General features: G+C 56.1%; 17 protein-coding genes and 1 tRNA gene. 6 read left to right on the forward strand and 12 right to left on the reverse strand.

The annotated features are described in order from the left end of the window. Positions 1–12: 12 nt before the first annotated feature. Positions 13–804, forward strand: a complete 792-nt coding sequence (locus ACRZ96_RS20145; RefSeq protein WP_304621965.1) for an amino acid ABC transporter ATP-binding protein — start codon at positions 13–15, stop codon at positions 802–804. Positions 805–851: 47 nt separating this feature from the next. On the opposite strand, the gene ACRZ96_RS20150 is transcribed toward ACRZ96_RS20145, so the two are convergent. The 12 genes from ACRZ96_RS20150 to rpmH form a co-directional block, all read right to left on the reverse strand. Beyond that, positions 852–1,349, reverse strand: a complete 498-nt coding sequence (locus ACRZ96_RS20150; protein ID WP_480772257.1) for a SixA phosphatase family protein — start codon at positions 1,347–1,349, stop codon at positions 852–854. Next, complete coding sequence (locus ACRZ96_RS20155) at positions 1,346–1,999, reverse strand: ferredoxin (RefSeq protein ID WP_480814991.1); 654 nt, start codon at positions 1,997–1,999, stop codon at positions 1,346–1,348. The genes ACRZ96_RS20150 and ACRZ96_RS20155 overlap by 4 nt, the downstream gene beginning before the upstream one ends. Further along, positions 1,999–2,790, reverse strand: coding sequence for a sterol desaturase family protein (locus ACRZ96_RS20160; RefSeq protein ID WP_170567446.1), 792 nt, complete (start codon positions 2,788–2,790; stop codon positions 1,999–2,001). Before ACRZ96_RS20160 ends, ACRZ96_RS20155 begins: the two co-directional genes overlap by 1 nt. A gap of 57 nt (positions 2,791–2,847) precedes the next feature. After that, positions 2,848–3,711: an acetylglutamate kinase gene (gene argB / locus ACRZ96_RS20165; protein ID WP_170508738.1), complete on the reverse strand. Its 864-nt coding sequence runs from the start codon at positions 3,709–3,711 to the stop codon at positions 2,848–2,850. Between the two features lie 147 nt (positions 3,712–3,858). Then, complete coding sequence (gene yihA / locus ACRZ96_RS20170; RefSeq protein WP_170392875.1) at positions 3,859–4,512, reverse strand: ribosome biogenesis GTP-binding protein YihA/YsxC; 654 nt, start codon at positions 4,510–4,512, stop codon at positions 3,859–3,861. Then, the gene (locus ACRZ96_RS20175) at positions 4,509–5,246 is read right to left on the reverse strand and encodes an MOSC domain-containing protein (RefSeq protein WP_480814992.1); all 738 of its coding nucleotides are present in this window, start codon (positions 5,244–5,246) and stop codon (positions 4,509–4,511) included. Before ACRZ96_RS20175 ends, yihA begins: the two co-directional genes overlap by 4 nt. Next, positions 5,243–7,066 carry a membrane protein insertase YidC gene (gene yidC, locus ACRZ96_RS20180; protein ID WP_480814993.1) on the reverse strand — a complete coding sequence of 608 codons (1,824 nt, stop codon included), beginning with the start codon at positions 7,064–7,066 and terminating at the stop codon, positions 5,243–5,245. The genes ACRZ96_RS20175 and yidC overlap by 4 nt, the downstream gene beginning before the upstream one ends. Positions 7,067–7,192: 126 nt before the next feature. Next, positions 7,193–8,734, reverse strand: coding sequence for a putative bifunctional diguanylate cyclase/phosphodiesterase (locus ACRZ96_RS20185; RefSeq protein ID WP_480707639.1), 1,542 nt, complete (start codon positions 8,732–8,734; stop codon positions 7,193–7,195). A gap of 70 nt (positions 8,735–8,804) precedes the next feature. Continuing rightward, positions 8,805–9,689, reverse strand: coding sequence for a tRNA 2-thiocytidine(32) synthetase TtcA (gene ttcA, locus ACRZ96_RS20190; RefSeq protein ID WP_170402750.1), 885 nt, complete (start codon positions 9,687–9,689; stop codon positions 8,805–8,807). Positions 9,690–9,727: 38 nt separating this feature from the next. Beyond that, complete coding sequence (yidD, locus tag ACRZ96_RS20195) at positions 9,728–9,961, reverse strand: membrane protein insertion efficiency factor YidD (protein ID WP_223117082.1); 234 nt, start codon at positions 9,959–9,961, stop codon at positions 9,728–9,730. Continuing rightward, a complete protein-coding gene (gene rnpA / locus ACRZ96_RS20200; protein WP_223117081.1) occupies positions 9,958–10,383 on the reverse strand; it encodes a ribonuclease P protein component in 426 nt (141 codons plus the stop codon). The genes yidD and rnpA overlap by 4 nt, the downstream gene beginning before the upstream one ends. A gap of 26 nt (positions 10,384–10,409) precedes the next feature. Beyond that, positions 10,410–10,544 carry a 50S ribosomal protein L34 gene (gene rpmH, locus ACRZ96_RS20205; RefSeq protein WP_005980833.1) on the reverse strand — a complete coding sequence of 45 codons (135 nt, stop codon included), beginning with the start codon at positions 10,542–10,544 and terminating at the stop codon, positions 10,410–10,412. A 268-nt stretch (positions 10,545–10,812) separates the two neighbouring features. On the opposite strand from rpmH, the gene ACRZ96_RS20210 reads away from it, so the two are divergent. From ACRZ96_RS20210 to ACRZ96_RS20230, 5 genes are all read left to right on the forward strand, one after another. Next, on the forward strand, positions 10,813–11,571 hold the full coding sequence (locus tag ACRZ96_RS20210) for a TVP38/TMEM64 family protein (protein WP_480814994.1): 759 nt from the start codon (positions 10,813–10,815) through the stop codon (positions 11,569–11,571). A 3-nt stretch (positions 11,572–11,574) separates the two neighbouring features. After that, positions 11,575–12,993 carry a dihydrolipoyl dehydrogenase family protein gene (locus ACRZ96_RS20215; RefSeq protein ID WP_480707638.1) on the forward strand — a complete coding sequence of 473 codons (1,419 nt, stop codon included), beginning with the start codon at positions 11,575–11,577 and terminating at the stop codon, positions 12,991–12,993. A gap of 18 nt (positions 12,994–13,011) precedes the next feature. Beyond that, positions 13,012–14,394, forward strand: coding sequence for a sensor histidine kinase (locus ACRZ96_RS20220; RefSeq protein WP_480562667.1), 1,383 nt, complete (start codon positions 13,012–13,014; stop codon positions 14,392–14,394). A gap of 64 nt (positions 14,395–14,458) precedes the next feature. After that, positions 14,459–14,535: transfer RNA gene (locus ACRZ96_RS20225), tRNA-Arg, on the forward strand. A 178-nt stretch (positions 14,536–14,713) separates the two neighbouring features. Continuing rightward, positions 14,714–15,616, forward strand: coding sequence for a Shedu anti-phage system protein SduA domain-containing protein (locus ACRZ96_RS20230; RefSeq protein ID WP_480814995.1), 903 nt, complete (start codon positions 14,714–14,716; stop codon positions 15,614–15,616). The last annotated feature ends 83 nt before the right edge of the window (positions 15,617–15,699 follow it).

The following is a 15,699-nucleotide window of genomic DNA, read 5'->3' on the forward strand; positions in this document are numbered from 1 at the left end:
GGAGTTCAACACATGTCTGAACTTGCAATTGAACGCGAAATCGACCGCTCCAAAATGCAGGTGAGCGACGAAATCGCCATCGAAATCACCAATATGAACAAGTGGTACGGGGCCTTCCACGTGCTGCGCGATATCAATCTGACCGTCAATCAGGGCGAGCGGATCGTGATCGCGGGGCCGTCGGGGTCGGGCAAGTCTACCTTGATCCGCTGCCTGAACGCGCTGGAGGAACACCAGCAGGGCACGATCATTGTGGATGGGACCGAGCTGTCGAATGACCTGAAAAACATCGACAAAATCCGGTCCGAGGTTGGCATGGTGTTCCAGCACTTCAACCTGTTCCCGCACCTGACCATTCTGGAAAACTGCACGCTGGCCCCGATCTGGGTGCGCAAGACGCCCAAGAAAGAGGCCGAAGAGCGCGCGATGCATTTCCTGGAAAAGGTGAAGATCCCTGAGCAGGCCGACAAGTATCCCGGTCAGCTCTCGGGTGGTCAGCAGCAGCGTGTGGCGATTGCCCGCTCGCTGTGCATGATGCCGCGGATCATGTTGTTCGATGAACCTACATCGGCGCTGGACCCTGAGATGATCAAAGAGGTGCTCGACACCATGATCGAACTGGCCGAGGAAGGCATGACCATGCTGTGTGTGACCCACGAGATGGGCTTTGCCCGCCAGGTCGCCAACCGCGTGATCTTTATGGATGCCGGTCAGATTGTGGAGCAGAACGAACCGGAAGAGTTCTTCAACAACCCGCAGAGCGAACGGACCAAGTTGTTCCTCAGCCAGATACTGGGACACTAAACTCGGATAAGAAAACCAAGAAGGCGGGGTGTCGACCTCGCCTTTTTCTATTCCAGCAGCTCGCGTGGGATCGTGAAGCCCAGAACCTCACCCTGATGCCATTTGAGCGCATTCCAGTCGGGGATATCGAACCGGATTACAGTCGTTGCACAAGTCGGATAGTCGTAGAATCTCGAATGGTCGGGCTGGTTGCGTACCAGCCGATTTGCAAATGCAGCGATGCCGGGATTATGCCCCAGCATGAGTACGGTATTGCCGGTGGCTGTGGCCAATTCGGCGAACATCTCATCGGGGCCTGTCAGATACAAGGCGGGGGTAAAGCGGATTTCCGGGGTGCTCAGCCCCAACCTGTCCCACGTTTCCCGCGTGCGCTTGGCGCTTGAGCAGTTAACTTCATCCGGTAGCCAGCCATTGCTTTGCAGCCACGCCCCAATCGCGGGGGCCGATTTGCGTCCTCGATTGTTCAACGGGCGGTCGTGATCTTCGGCAAAGGGATCGCCCCAACTGGACTTGGCATGGCGCATTAGGATCAGTGTGCGGGTCATGATCGGTGAAATGCTTTCATGTGATGCGAAGATTGCTCTGGCTGGCGCTCTGCGCCGGCGCTGAGAGGGCAGGCGAGCCGGGCAAGGCAGCCTTTATTCATGCAGCTGTGTCCCGCCTTGGTATCGAGATGATCATGACAGGCTGCCACGTCATAGAAGCTGTGGGTGTTCAATGCCCCAACCGGACAGGTTGTTGCACAAGGCGCGGGGCATTCTGTGCAGGGTGACGAATGAGAAACGGATGGAATTGAGAACTCATCCGCAAAATGCAACGCACCACGGAATGATATCATCATCCCTACCGTATCGTGCACCAGGGCCCCGACTGGACTGCTGAAGGTGCGACCGGACTTAAGTGCCCAGTCAATGAAGGGTGCGTATGGTGGGCCGCCGAACGGATAGTAGGCGGTGCCCCTCATGTCCTGCGCAAGCTGGCCGATCACCCGTCTGGACCAGCGATCAACCGGGTCGGGTTGGCCATCCTGCCACTCAGCCGAGGCCTTCAGAGCAGGCCAGAATGCCCCCGCAGCCCCCAGAAGGATCAGGGTTCCGTCATTAAGTTGCTTTGCTTCACTGGGCCTTGGATGAAGTGCACCCATAACTATCAGCCCAACCTGAGTGGCTGCTCGTTCGACATTGGCGTAGGTCATCAACGGCGGAAGGGCAGAGCCAGGCTCCAGCCCAGTTTTGTTGGTCGATCGTCCTGCCATTCCAATCCCACGCTCATTTGTTCGTGCCCGTCCCGAGGTTGTGCAATGTAAGTCCCCAGCATTCGGTCCCAGATAGACAGTGCAAAGCCATAATTGCTGTCATGCTCTGTTCGGAATACCGAATGATGTACGCGATGCATATCGGGTGTCACAAGAATCCTACGTACTACAGCGTCAACGGCAAGGGGGAGCTTCAAGTTTGAATGATTGAACAACGCTGTGCCATTAAGAAGGATCTCGAACAGGAACACAGCCAGGGCGCTGGCGCCGAGCAGATAGATTAGCCCGATTTTCAGGATCATGGACAACGCGATTTCAACAGGGTGAAAGCGGACTGCAGTAGTGACGTCCATGTCTCGGTCGGCGTGATGCACACGATGTAGCCGCCAAAGGATTGGCACCTTGTGGGTAATCAGATGCTGTAGCCAGATTGCAAAATCCAGAATCAGCACACACAGAATAAGCTCAACCCACCCTGGCCAGGCGAGCCAATTAAAAACGCCCAATCCATTTTTCCCGGCATCAATGGCAGCGCCAACTGCCAATAAGGGCAACCCAATCGCCATAGTCCTGAGCATCAGTGTGTTCAAAACAGTGATTGATAGATTGGTTAGCCACCGATTTTTTCGCGAACAGGTTCGTAAGCGTTTTGGCGCAATTGTCTCTGCCGCCGCAAACAAAACAAACAGGATCAAAAACACGCTTAGGCGAAATAGGGGCTCGTTCTCCATACATTCACAATCGGGCATGTTAATGCCCGGTGCAAGATGTTGAAGATCACTATGGCGTTAATCAGGACGGATCAAGGATCCGGCACCGTGTTCCGTAAACAGTTCGAGCAGTACCGCATTGGGCGCGCGCCCGTCCAGAATAACGACCGCCCGAACGCCATTATGCAGCGCGTCCAGCGCAGTTTCGGTTTTTGGGATCATACCACCCGCAATAGTGCCTTCACGCGTCATCTCACGAATTTGGCCAGCCTTGAGCTCGGTCACGACATCGCCCGCTGCGTTCTTGACGCCCGCTACATCGGTCAGCAGCAGCAGGCGGTCTGCCTTAAGAGCTGAGGCGATCGCCCCGGCTGCAGTGTCGCCATTCACATTGAAGGTTTCGCCATTCCGACCTGCGCCCAGCGGCGCGATCACAGGGATAACATCATGCGCAAACAGGTCATGCAGGACTTTGGGGTTCATCTCGGACGGTGTGCCGACAAACCCGAGCGAGGCGTCGGTCTGTTCGCACATCATCAAATGGGCATCCTTGCCCGACAGACCCACAGCCATGCCACCCTGCGCATTGATCGCCTGCACGATCCGCTTGTTCACAAGGCCCGACAGGACCATTTCGACCACTTCGACTGTGGCTTTGTCCGTCACGCGTTTACCACCCACAAACTCGGACTGGATGTCCAGTTTGTCGAGCATCGCATTGATCATTGGGCCACCGCCGTGCACGACGACCGGGTTTACGCCAACCTGACGCATAAGCACCACATCGCGCGCAAAGCTTTCCATGGCTTCGTCGCTGCCCATGGCGTGGCCACCTAGCTTGATGACGACAATCGCACCGTCGTATCGCTGCAGATAGGGCAGGGCGCTGTTCAATGTGGCGGCGGTGGCGATCCAATCCCGGTTCATATCTCGTGTCTTCATGGCTGATTGTCCCTCTGGGACCCTGTGTTAGGGCGTTTGGAGGATGGTGCCAAGACCGGATCGCGGAAACAGCCAATCTGAACGGGCCGTACCCGATGGGCGCGACCCGGCTTCCTTAGCTCATGACTTGTATATTGCTGAACAGCGTCACTCCAGATGCGCAATGATCGAACGCAGGGTCGGAATGCCGTCGCCCTTCTCGGATGAGGTCAACACGATCTCGGGGAAGGCTGCAGGATGTTTCGAAAGCGCGGCGCGCACCTGGTCCAGCACTTTTTCCCGGTCTTTTGCTTTGACCTTGTCGGCCTTTGTCAGAACGCACTGAAAGGTCACTGCGCTGGTATCCAGCAGCTTCATGATCTCGGCGTCCACAGGTTTCACCCCATGGCGCGAGTCGATCAGGACGAAGGCACGGCGCAGGGTCTGACGTCCACTCAGATACTGTTTCAGCAGACGTTGCCATTTTTCCACGACCTTCACCGGCGCGTTCGCATAGCCGTACCCTGGCAGGTCGACCAAATAGAGTTCAGGCCCTTGCGTGAAAAAGTTGATCTCTTGTGTACGCCCCGGCGTGTTCGAGGCACGTGCTAACCCCTTGGTGCCCGTTAGCGCGTTGATCAAGCTGGATTTACCGACATTCGAACGCCCGGCGAAACATACCTCCAGCCGATCGGGGGCAGGCAGGCCATCCATGGCAACGACGCCTTTGACGAATTCGGATGGCCCGGCAAACAGCTTTCGACCGGTTTCCGTTGCGAATTCATCTGGAGTTTCAGCTAGTGGAAAGGGAAGTGTGGTCATAGAACCTGAACCTCGTCACCGGTGTGAATGGTGGCGCCTTCCAGAACTTCGGCATAAACGCCAAAATCCTGATGATCCCAGCTGCTCAGCGCACCCAGTGTGTCGGCATCCCGCTCACCCGTTTCAGGGTTGGCGGTTGTCGCCAAACACCGCGTGATGCGTTCGCGCACATGAAAAACGGCCTCGCCGATCCGGAGGTCGCGGCCAATCCAGTCGAACTCATTCCACAGCGGCAGGCCATCGAACCAGATATTTCCGCGCCAGCGAGCGATAGAAAGATCCCTGCCTAGCTTCTGTTCGACCGCCCGATGCGATGACATGTTGCACAAACTGATCGAAGGAAAATCGCTGTCCGTCATGCCGCGATTAGCGGCGCGGATAATGCGGGCAGACGCAGCGCGATCTGCAGGCATCAGCGGTTTGACCCAGTCCAGAAAGGTATCCTGATGCGTGTCGGGCTCAAAGCTTAGATCGGGGCGATTGGGATGTCTCAGCGTGACCGAGTCGCCTTGCAGCTGCGCCGAGATTGCCATCAACTGAGGGGCCTTCGCGCCTCGGCTGAAATTGGCGCAGGGTGCCCATTCCGATCCATCCGCTTTCGACGCCTCATGTGCAACCGCCCAAACACGATCCCCGGGCATGGTATGCCCGGGGATCATGGTAATGCGATCAAGGCGTTCACGCCCGTGACTTTTGATCGGGTGCCGCCAAATGCTGGTGACCGAACCGCTCATTTGTCGTCCGTCTTTGGCGTTCGTTTGAAGCCTGATTTGATGTTGCCGAATACATCGGGCGTATAGCCCTGGCTCCGCATGATCAGGTATTGCTGGGTAAATGTGATCGTGTTGTTCGCGATCCAGTAGACCACCAAACCGCTGGCAAATCCGCCCAGCATGAACATGAAAACCCATGGCATCCAGGCAAAGATCATCGCCTGTGTTGCATCGGTCGGTGCCGGGTTCAGTTTCTGCTGCAGCCACATCGAGATACCCAGCAGCAGTGGCAGGATACCGATAAAGATCAGCGCCATGAAGCTTTCAGGCTGCGGTGCCGCCCAAGGCAGCCAACCAAAGAAGTTGAAGATTGAGGTCGGATCCGGAGCGCTGAGGTCCTGGAACGGGCCAAACCATGGGGCTTGACGCAGTTCGATGGTGACAAAAATCACCTTGTACAGCGAGAAGAAGATGGGGATCTGCATCAGGATCGGCAAACAGCCTGCGGCCGGGTTAACCTTTTCCTTCTTGTACAGCTCCATCATGCCTTGCTGCATCTTCTGGCGGTCATCCCCTGCGGCCTCTTTCAAGGCCTCCATCTGGGGCTGCAATTCCTTCATCTTGGCCATCGAAACGTAGGATTTGAACGCCAGCGGGAACAGGATCGCCTTGATGATCAGGGTCAGGCCGATGATGGACCAGCCCATGTTGCCGATCAGCAGGTTGATGTTGTGCAGCAGCCAGAAGATCGGCTTGGTCAGGAAGAAGAACCAGCCCCAGTCGATGCTGTCGATGAACTTCTGCACACCTTCGGCCTGGTATTCCCGAATGGCTTCCCATTCCTTGGCACCAGCGAACAGGCGTGTGGTCACTTTAGCAGTCTCACCCGGCGCTATGGTCAGCGTCGGCAGCACCGTTTCGGTTTGATAGATTTTGCGGCGCGAGTCATATTTTGCGGCTGCTTTGAAGGTCGAGCCCGGCTCTGGGATCAGCGTGGTCATCCAGTAGTGATCCGTGAAGCCGATCCAGCCATCTTCCTTGACCTGATAGACCTCGGCCTGCGCCCGTTCGTTCGGGTCGATGTCAAAATCGCGGACATCACCATAGTCAACTTCTGACAGCGTGCCGTCCGCCATGCCGATCACACCCTCATGCAGGATGAAGAAGTTTTTCAGGCCCGGAAGGTCGCCATCTTCACCAATACCGTGGCGTGCAAGAATGCCATAGGGGGCCATGCCCACCTCGGATTGGGTCGCGTTTTCAACCGATTGGGTAACTGTGAACATGTAGTCCTGGTCGACCGCGATGGTGCGGCGGAAAGTCAGGCCATTGCCATTGTCCCAGGCCAGCGTGATGGGGTTGTCTACGCCAAGCGTCTCACCCTCTTCCAATGTCCAGAGCGTGTTGGGGCCCGGGACATCCGCACCTGCAACTCCTGTACCCGGTGCCCAGCCGTAAAGGGCATAATAAGCCGATTCCGAACCAACCGGAGACAGCAGCTCAACAATAGGCGCGCCTTCTTCGATCGAGACTTTATAATCTTTCAGAAACAGCTCATCGATCCGCCCGCCGGACAGGGACAGGCTGCCTTTCAGACGGGGGGTGTCGATGTTGACGCGAGGGGCTTGTTCCTCTGGCAGCGTTTCCTCGGCGGTCGCTGTGGCTTCACCCACGGTGCTGGTCGCGCTGGGTGTTTGCACCTCGTCGCCTTCCAGAGCAGCAATTTCTGCAGCGTCCTGCGTCGTGGTTGATTCCGGCGGTGGGAACAGCACGAACCAGACAAGGATCACCAGAAAGCTGAGCGCGGTTGCAAGGATGAGATTTTTGTTCTGATCGTCCATCGGGGACAGCCACCTTGAGCAGTGAAACACACCCGGTGGGTTCAACAGAGTGCAGCCCCAAAGGTCAAGCGGAATCGCCCATCAAATCGCTCCGGCGCTGGATTTGGCGCACCGTAATTGCAGATTTCATCCCATTTTGCGACCGATCTTGGATGCACCCCTGATCTTGGCACGATGCGCCGCGATCCAATCCAGGGTCTGCTCAAATGGCATTGGCTCTGCAATTCCGAACCCCTGAACGTGGTTACTGCCCAATTGCGCCATCAGCGCGTGCTCGCCGGGCGTTTCCACGCCTTCGGCGAGCGTCTCGAGGTTCAGACGTTCAGCCATGGTCAGAATGGCGCTGACCAGTTGCTGCTGGCTGGGATCCTGATCGGATTTGGTGACAAACGTCCGATCAATTTTAATCCGCGAGACGTCAAACCGCTTGATAGAGGCGATTGAAGCATGTCCGGTGCCAAAGTCATCCAGGTCGATACAACATCCAAGCGCAGCCATGCCGGTTACATTCCGGGTGATCACGTCATCCGGCTTGCGAGAGAACACGGTTTCCAGAATCTCAACCGCCAGCCGATCCGGTGTCAAATCAAACTGATCCAACTCCCATTTCAGGCGGTCGATCAAGCCGGGATTGCGCAACTCATCGGATGAGAAATTGATACCGATCCGGGGCACAACGCATGCTGCAAGATCCCAAGCTTGCATCGCTTTAAAAGCATGGTGACGCATGATTTGGCCTAGCCGCTCCATCAGTTCGGCTTGCTCGGCGAAGGGCAGGAATACCTGCGGGCTGAGAACACCTTTTATTGGATGCTCCCACCTTGCCAAAGCCTCGAACCCTGTGATGTTCCCATTATCCGTTGAAACCTGAGGCTGAAACCAGGGCCGAATCTCTCCATTGTCCAATGCCGCCTCGAACTCTTTTCTCAAATTGGCTCGGACCAGGGATCGCCGACGGGTCGCGGTTGAATAGGCGCGTATGGTCGAGGGACCGCTTCTTTGCGCCTCGGACAGTGCAGCGGTGGCGGCGCCAATCCACTCATCAGCCTCGGCCTGTCGCAGGTCTGAATGCAGGCAAAACCCGATCGAGCAGGATTGGTAAACTCCTGTGCCATTCAACAAAAGCGGCTCTTCGACTGCGCTTTGGATGCGGCCGGACATTTGAATGCAAGCTTCCAGATCAAGATGTGGGGAGGGATGCAGGCCAATGAGAAACCGGTTCTGATCGATCTGCGAAAAGATGTCCTGATTTCGGATGATCGACAGGATACGATCACTGAATTGCTGCTTTACATGAGTGGCGGCAGCCTGACCGTGCAGATCCTGAAGGTCGGCATAGCCGTCCAAAGCAATTGCAATACAGGCGGCATTCTCACCTGATTTGCTGACCGATTCACTCAACGCCTCCAACTCTGATTGAAAAACGTCATAGGGAACCAGGCCGCTGGGGCGCATACCTGAACTGCGGGCTGTATAAGAACGGCTTCCCCAATTTCCGATGACGGCAAAAGCAAGGGGCAAACCCAAAGCCGTGGTAACAAGTGCACGTTCACCGCCCAACCAGAAGGCGGCTAAACACGCCGCGGGAATAAATGCCAGAACCTGCGGTCCGGTGAGAAATATCCGCAGCGTTTCGGAACAACAGTCGACAAAGAGGAATTTCCGCATAGGTTTTAGGGCCTTCAGCTTGGGCTAGGATCGCGCAAGCCAACCGTAGGAAATCAATCTGAGTCAGGCGTTAACGTAACTGGGGAATATCGTCTGAATTTTCGTCTTTTTGAATCGGATCGATCGAAAGATTTGCGAAATCAAACAGTTTTGGGTCCAGAAGATGCGAAGGCCGCGCATTGGTCAATGCCCGAAACATCACTTGCCGCCGGCCGGGGCTGTTCTTTTCCCACTGATCGAGGATCTGCTTGACCTGTTGGCGCTGCAGCCCGTCCTGACTGCCGCACAGATCGCAGGGTATGATTGGATAGTTCATCGCTTTGGCGAATTTCTCGCAATCCGCCTCGGCCACATGGGCCAGCGGGCGATAGACGAACAGATCACCTTCTTCATTCACCAGTTTTGGTGGCATGGTTGCAAGGCGACCGCCATGGAACAGGTTCATGAAAAAGGTTTCAAGGATGTCATCGCGGTGATGGCCAAGCACAACTGCGGAACAGCCTTCCTCGCGCGCGATACGATAGAGGTTGCCACGACGCAGGCGTGAACACAGCGCACAATAGGTGCGGCCCTGCGGAACTTTGTCCATCACAACGGAATAGGTGTCCTGATACTCAATCCGATGTGGCACCCCCATACGGTCTAGGAATTCTGGCAGGACTGTTGCCGGGAACCCCGGTTGCCCCTGATCCAGATTGCAGGCCAGAAGATCCACGGGCAGCAGACCGCGCCATTTCAGTTCGTAGAGCACCGCCAGAAGGGTATAGCTGTCCTTACCGCCCGATAGGCAGACCAACCAGCGGGGTGTTTTACCTTCGGCGGTGCGGTCCACCATGCCGTACTGCTCAATGGCCTCGCGCGTCTGGCGCACGATGCGCTTGCGCAGCTTCTTGAACTCGGTGGTTGAAGGCGCACCGGCAAAAAGCGGATGGATATCGTCGGCTTCATCAAACATGGGCGGGGCCTATCGCAGTTGGGTGAGCCGGGCAAGGGTCAGGGTCGTTCGTCTTCGGGCACAGGGTCATAACCGTCGCCACCCCACGGATGACAGCGCCCGATCCGGCGCGCCGCCAGCCATGCGCCCTTGATGGCGCCGTGTTTTTCAAGCGCTTCCAGCGCATAGGCCGAACAAGTCGGCTGATAGCGGCAGTTGAATCCGACCCAGGGGCTGAAGATCAACCGGTAGGCCCGGACGGGCAGGGCGAGGAGATGGGCAAATATGTTCACTTGCCACCCCCATGAATTTTGCGCAGCGCATAGCGCAAATCGTCTTTCAGCGCATCAAAGGGCCGTGCAGCGGTAACCTCGGCGCGGCCGATCAACACGTAGTCCCAGCCCGCATGCCCATGAATAGTTAATACGGCTCGCGCGGCTTCACGCAGGCGGCGTTTGGCGCGGTTGCGGGCGACGGCATTGCCGACCTTCTTTGAGCAGGTGAACCCGATGCGAATGCCCGCAGCCTCATCAGCGCCACGTTTACGCGCCTGCACCATCATCGATGCAGTGCCTTGCCGTTTGGCCCGCGCGGCTTTCAGAAAGTCCGAGCGATTCTGCAGTACGGTCAATGATTCAGATGCGCAAACGGACGCCGCCGGGGGCATCACCCGCGGCTGGTTATTACCATCCTCAGGGGCCTCCGGCGGCGTCATGTTCATAACCTGAAAGGTCGAGCGGTTTATGCGCTCAGCGACTTGCGGCCGCGTGCGCGACGTGCGTTCAGGATTTTGCGGCCGGCTTTGGTGGCCATGCGCGCGCGGAAACCGTGGCGGCGTTTGCGAACCAGGTTCGAAGGCTGATAGGTGCGTTTCATCGCTCCGTCTCCAATCTATAGCGGTGGGTGCGGCGCGGATTCGCCTGGCCCTAGTGTTCGAAGCCCGTCCTCTACTGGGTAGCGGGGGGTAAGTCAAACCCCTAGGTGGGGGTTTTGGTGCGTTTTGCAACAAATCTGTAATCTGTCCGGGCAAAAGATTTCAAAAACCGGGTTCAGAGCGCGTATCCCTCACATTAAGTGCCATAAACATCAAGGCCCCGTGAGGCCTCTGTTGCAGCGCGCGCGGGCGGCGCATGTTGTGGGCAAGATGAATGAACAAGAACCTGCTACCCAGATGAACGAAACCACCAAGATCCCGCGCAACGGGCTGGCGCGTCATATCCCATTGGCGGTGATTCTCGCCGTTGCCGCCGTGGGGTTCTTTGCGCTGGGCGACTATCTGACCTTTGAAACCCTGCGCGACAATCGCGAGGCCCTGCTGGCCTGGCGCGATTCAAACTACTGGGCGATGGCTGCGGCTTTCGTAGGGATTTACATCATTATTGTTGCCTTCTCGCTGCCTGGTGCTGCGGTCGCTTCGATGACCGGTGGGTTCCTGTTCGGGTTGCTTGCAGGAACGGCTTTTAATGTTTTTGCCGCAACCATAGGCGCTTCGACGATCTTTCTGGCCGCACGCTGGGGTTTGGGTGAATCTCTGACCGCCCAGCTTGAAGCCTCGGAAGGGACGGTCAAGAAACTGAAGGACGGGCTGCGTGAGAATGAAATCTCGGTTTTGTTCCTGCTGCGTCTTGTACCTGTGGTGCCCTTCTTCGTTGCCAATCTGGTGCCCGCATTGGTTGGGGTAAAGTTCCGAAACTTCCTGATTACGACGGCGCTGGGCATCATCCCTGGTGGGATTGTCTATACCTGGATCGGTGTTGGGCTGGGTGGTGTCTTTGATCGCGGCGAAACCCCGGATGTCTCGCTGTTATGGGAACCCTTCGTGATCGGGCCAATTATTGGCTTGTGCGCGCTGGCAGCGCTGCCGATTGTCATCAAATCCCTCCGTGGTCGAAAGGGTTCCTGATCCATGCAAGAGTTGAAAACCGATATCCTGGTGATCGGGGCCGGGTCAGGCGGGTTGTCTGTAGGCGCCGGGGCCAGCCAGATGGGTGCGGATGTCATCCTGCTGGAAGGCCACAAGATGGGTGGGGATTGCCTGAACTTCGGCTGTGTCCCATCCAAAGCTCTGATCGCCAGCGGCAAGGCTGCATATGCTCAGGCCCACGCGTCGGCTTTTGGTGTCGCGGATGTGACGCCACGGGTGGATTATGCAGCCGCCAAAGAACACGTGCAAAACGTCATCGCTCAAATCGAACCCATGGACAGTCAGGAGCGCTTTGAGGGCTTTGGCGTCAAGGTAATCCGGGAGTACGGTCGTTTCATCTCACCCACGCAGGTACAGGCCGGAGATCATCTGATCACCGCCCGTCGCGTCGTGGTGGCCACAGGTTCATCGCCCTTGGTGCCGCCGCTGCCCGGGCTGGATCAAGTGCCGTATTACACCAACGAGACCATATTCGACCTGCGCGATAAGCCCGAGCACCTGCTGATCATCGGCGGAGGTCCCATCGGCATGGAAATGGCGCAGGCGCATATCCGGCTGGGCTGCAAAGTTACCGTGATCGAGGGCCTTAGTGCGCTGGGCAAAGACGACCCTGAAGCTGCAGCCGTCGTGCTGGACAGCCTTCGGACTGAAGGTGTCGAAATCCATGAAAACGCCATGGTGTCCCAGATCCGAGAAAATGCAGGCACCATTGAGGTGGTCACTGAGAATGATGAGGTCTACGCGTGCTCTCATCTGTTGCTGGCCGTCGGACGCAAGGCCAATATCGACCGTCTGAACCTCGGCGCTGCCGGGATCGACAGCACGCGGGCAGGCATCAAGGTGGACGATTCTTTACGCACGAGCAATCGCAAGGTCTATGCCATTGGTGATGTTGCAGGTGGGCTGCAATTTACCCATGTCGCCGGATATCATGCGGGGATCATCATCCGCTCTGCCTTATTTGGGCTTCCGTCGAAAGCGAAGACCGCTCATATCCCATGGGCCACCTATACAGATCCCGAACTGGCACAGGTCGGCCTGACCGAGGCACAAGCCCGTGAACAGCATGGCGACGCGGTGGAGGTTGCCCGGTTCGACTATCACCACAATGACCGCGCAGTTTCCGAGCGCAAGACCAAGGGGTTCATCAAGGTGATGGTCGCAAAGGGCCGACCTGTGGGCGCGACAATCGTCGGATATCAGGCCGGAGAATTGATCAACTTGTGGTCGCTGGCGCTGGCCAATAATCTCAAGATGGGTCAGATCGCAGCGATGGTTTCGCCTTACCCAACGGTCGGAGAGCTTAACAAACGTGTGGCAGGAGCCTATTTCTCTCCAAGGCTGTTTGAGAATCAAATGGTTAAACGAGTGGTCAGGTTCGTCCAACGCTGGATCCCCTGACCCAAGGAGGAGCGTAAATTGAACTCGCTGTCGGGCCGATTTCTGATCCTGACGACGGTCTTCGTCATGTTGGCCGAAGTACTGATCTTTGTGCCCTCGATCGCGCGTTTCCGTGAAGATTTTCTGCTGAACCGGCTGGAACGCGCCCAGATCGCCTCGCTTGCTTTGTTGGCCGACGATATGCTGGCTGATGAGCTTGAAGCGGAATTGCTGTCAAATGCGGGGGTCTATAACGTCGTATTGCGCCGCGACGAGGTGCGTCAGCTCATGCTGTCTTCACCGATCCCGACCCAGATCACCAAGACCTTTGATTTGCGTAATGCCAGCGCTTGGGTGCTGATCCGTGATGCTGTCTCGAGGCTGTTTACCCCCGAAAACGAGGTCATTCGTGTGATCGGCGCGCCGGTCAAAGACGCAGGACTGTTGATCGAGGTGACAATGGACAGTGAGCCCTTGCGCATGGCCATGACGGATTATGGGCTCCGCATCCTTGGGCTGTCCTTTGTGATCTCAATCATAACGGCCTCGTTCCTGTTTCTGGCTGTGCGCGTGGTACTGGTGCGTCCGATCAAAAGCGTTGTTGGCTACATGCAGCGCTATGCCAGCGCACCTGAGGATGCGCGCGGCATCATCTCCCCCAATTCCAAGGTGACCGAACTGCGCGAGGCCGAAGAGGCCCTGCAGATGCTTCAAACCGATCTGACCCAGGCCCTGAAACAACGTGAACGTCTGGCCCAGTTGGGCGGGGCGGTGGCTAAGGTCAGCCACGATCTGCGCAACATTCTGACCTCTGCTCAGCTGTTTACCGATCGAATTGAGGCCAGCAATGACCCCCTGGTGGCGCGAATGGCACCCAAACTTGTCAATTCGATCACGCGGGCGGTTTCCTTGTGCGAAAGCACCTTGGCGTTCGGACGCGCCGAAGAACCAGCCCCAACCCTGACCATGGTGCGCTTGCGGGACGTTACCGCAGATGTTGTCGCCAGCGAACAACTCGCCATTGCCGATGCCTGCGTTGAGATCGTGAACGACGTACCCGAAGATCTTGTTATCCGTGCCGACCCGGAACAGATTTTCAGGGTTGTCATGAATCTTGTGCGCAATGCCCGTCAGGCGCTTTTGGTCTCTGGTAAGGCGGGGCGCGTAACAGTGTCTGCATCTGAGCTTGAAGCCGACTGGTGCATCGAAATCAGCGATACGGGTCCAGGCCTGCCTCCTAAGGCCCGAGAGAATCTGTTTACACCATTTCAGGGTGGTGTTCGCAAAGGCGGCTCGGGACTTGGGCTCGCGATTTCGCAAGAATTGGTGCGGGGTCACGGCGGAGACCTGTTTCTGAAAGACACAGGGCCTGATGGAACCACCTTTGAAATAAGGCTTCCACGCGGCGATATGACTTTTTGAAGTTTTTTTGAAGAATCGACTTGCGCGCCCTTGGCCTCGGGTCTACATACCGCCTCACCAACGCGGACCGATAGCTCAGCTGGATAGAGTACTTGACTACGAATCAAGGGGTCGGGGGTTCGAATCCTCCTCGGTCCGCCACTGGTTTCCCCTAAATTATTGAAAATAAACAACTTTTTCGCACTCGGAATCGAAAATTTAGGGGGGATTCAAACTATCCCGCAACAAATCCCGCAACATTTATTATTGAATGCACTTTGTTTGCATCGGCGCAGGATAGAATCTTGTGCCGTGGTGGTTACCAACGCAAACTCCCGGCATGAGTAATGATGAACAAAAATTTTTCGAACTAAGAAAAGAATCGAAGACATACATTTCAAAGGTCTTCTCTTATAGCGACCGCTCACCTGAAAAACTACGACAGGTGCGAATGGTGATGGAGGGCTCTGATAGGTTACAACTTGGTGAAGTTGAGGGGGCGGCATGTTTACGTCTAACCGGCGAGAAGCGAAAAACGCAGGTAACGGCACTAGTAACCCAAGACGAAAAGCAAGTGCGTCGTATCACATTGCAGAGCTTTCAAACGCGCGCGGGTGATTGGATCCAAGCTTCCGAGAAGAACGAGTTTACTTTCCGACAAGATGAATTCACCCGCCTGCTGTCGTTCTTGAAGCAAATTGAGTTCATTGATCTTTCCAACGAAGACAACTTCCAAATTGAGGACATTTCCACCCAATCAGGTCCGAAAGCGATAATTGACGCTTCTGATCGTGGGTTAGTCGAACGCATCAAGTCATTAAGTAATGACCAGAGAAAATCAGTTGTTCGCGCTTTGCAGGCCGACCTCACAAGTGAGGAGATCAATATCCTATTGGGAAGGCGTCAGGGTGTTGAGGAATTTGAAGCACAGATCGCTTCCGGGAATTGGTCCGAAGCCCACTGGCAAGACTTTTTCGATAAGCATCAATGGGTATTTGGCTACGGCCTTGATTATCGGATCATGCGTCAATTTGATCGTGAAATGACGGTTGGAGGAGGTGGAACAGACAACCAGAACAAACCCGTTGTCGATTTTCTGCTCAACTTCACTGACTATACCGTTTTGGTAGAAATCAAACGGCCAAACACGCGAATTTTCAAATCAGGCAAAGGCGGCAGGGCTGGAACGTGGGAGTTTAGTTCTGAGTTTACCAGTGCTGTTTCTCAAGTCCTTGAGCTGTGAATCGGCATGCAAAATTGACCCACTTAGGTGGGTTATGAGCGAATAAAATTGACCCACCTGTTTTCGTTAAGATCCGCACAAAA

The sequence above is a fragment of the Ruegeria sp. CF1 genome (genome assembly GCF_056537445.1).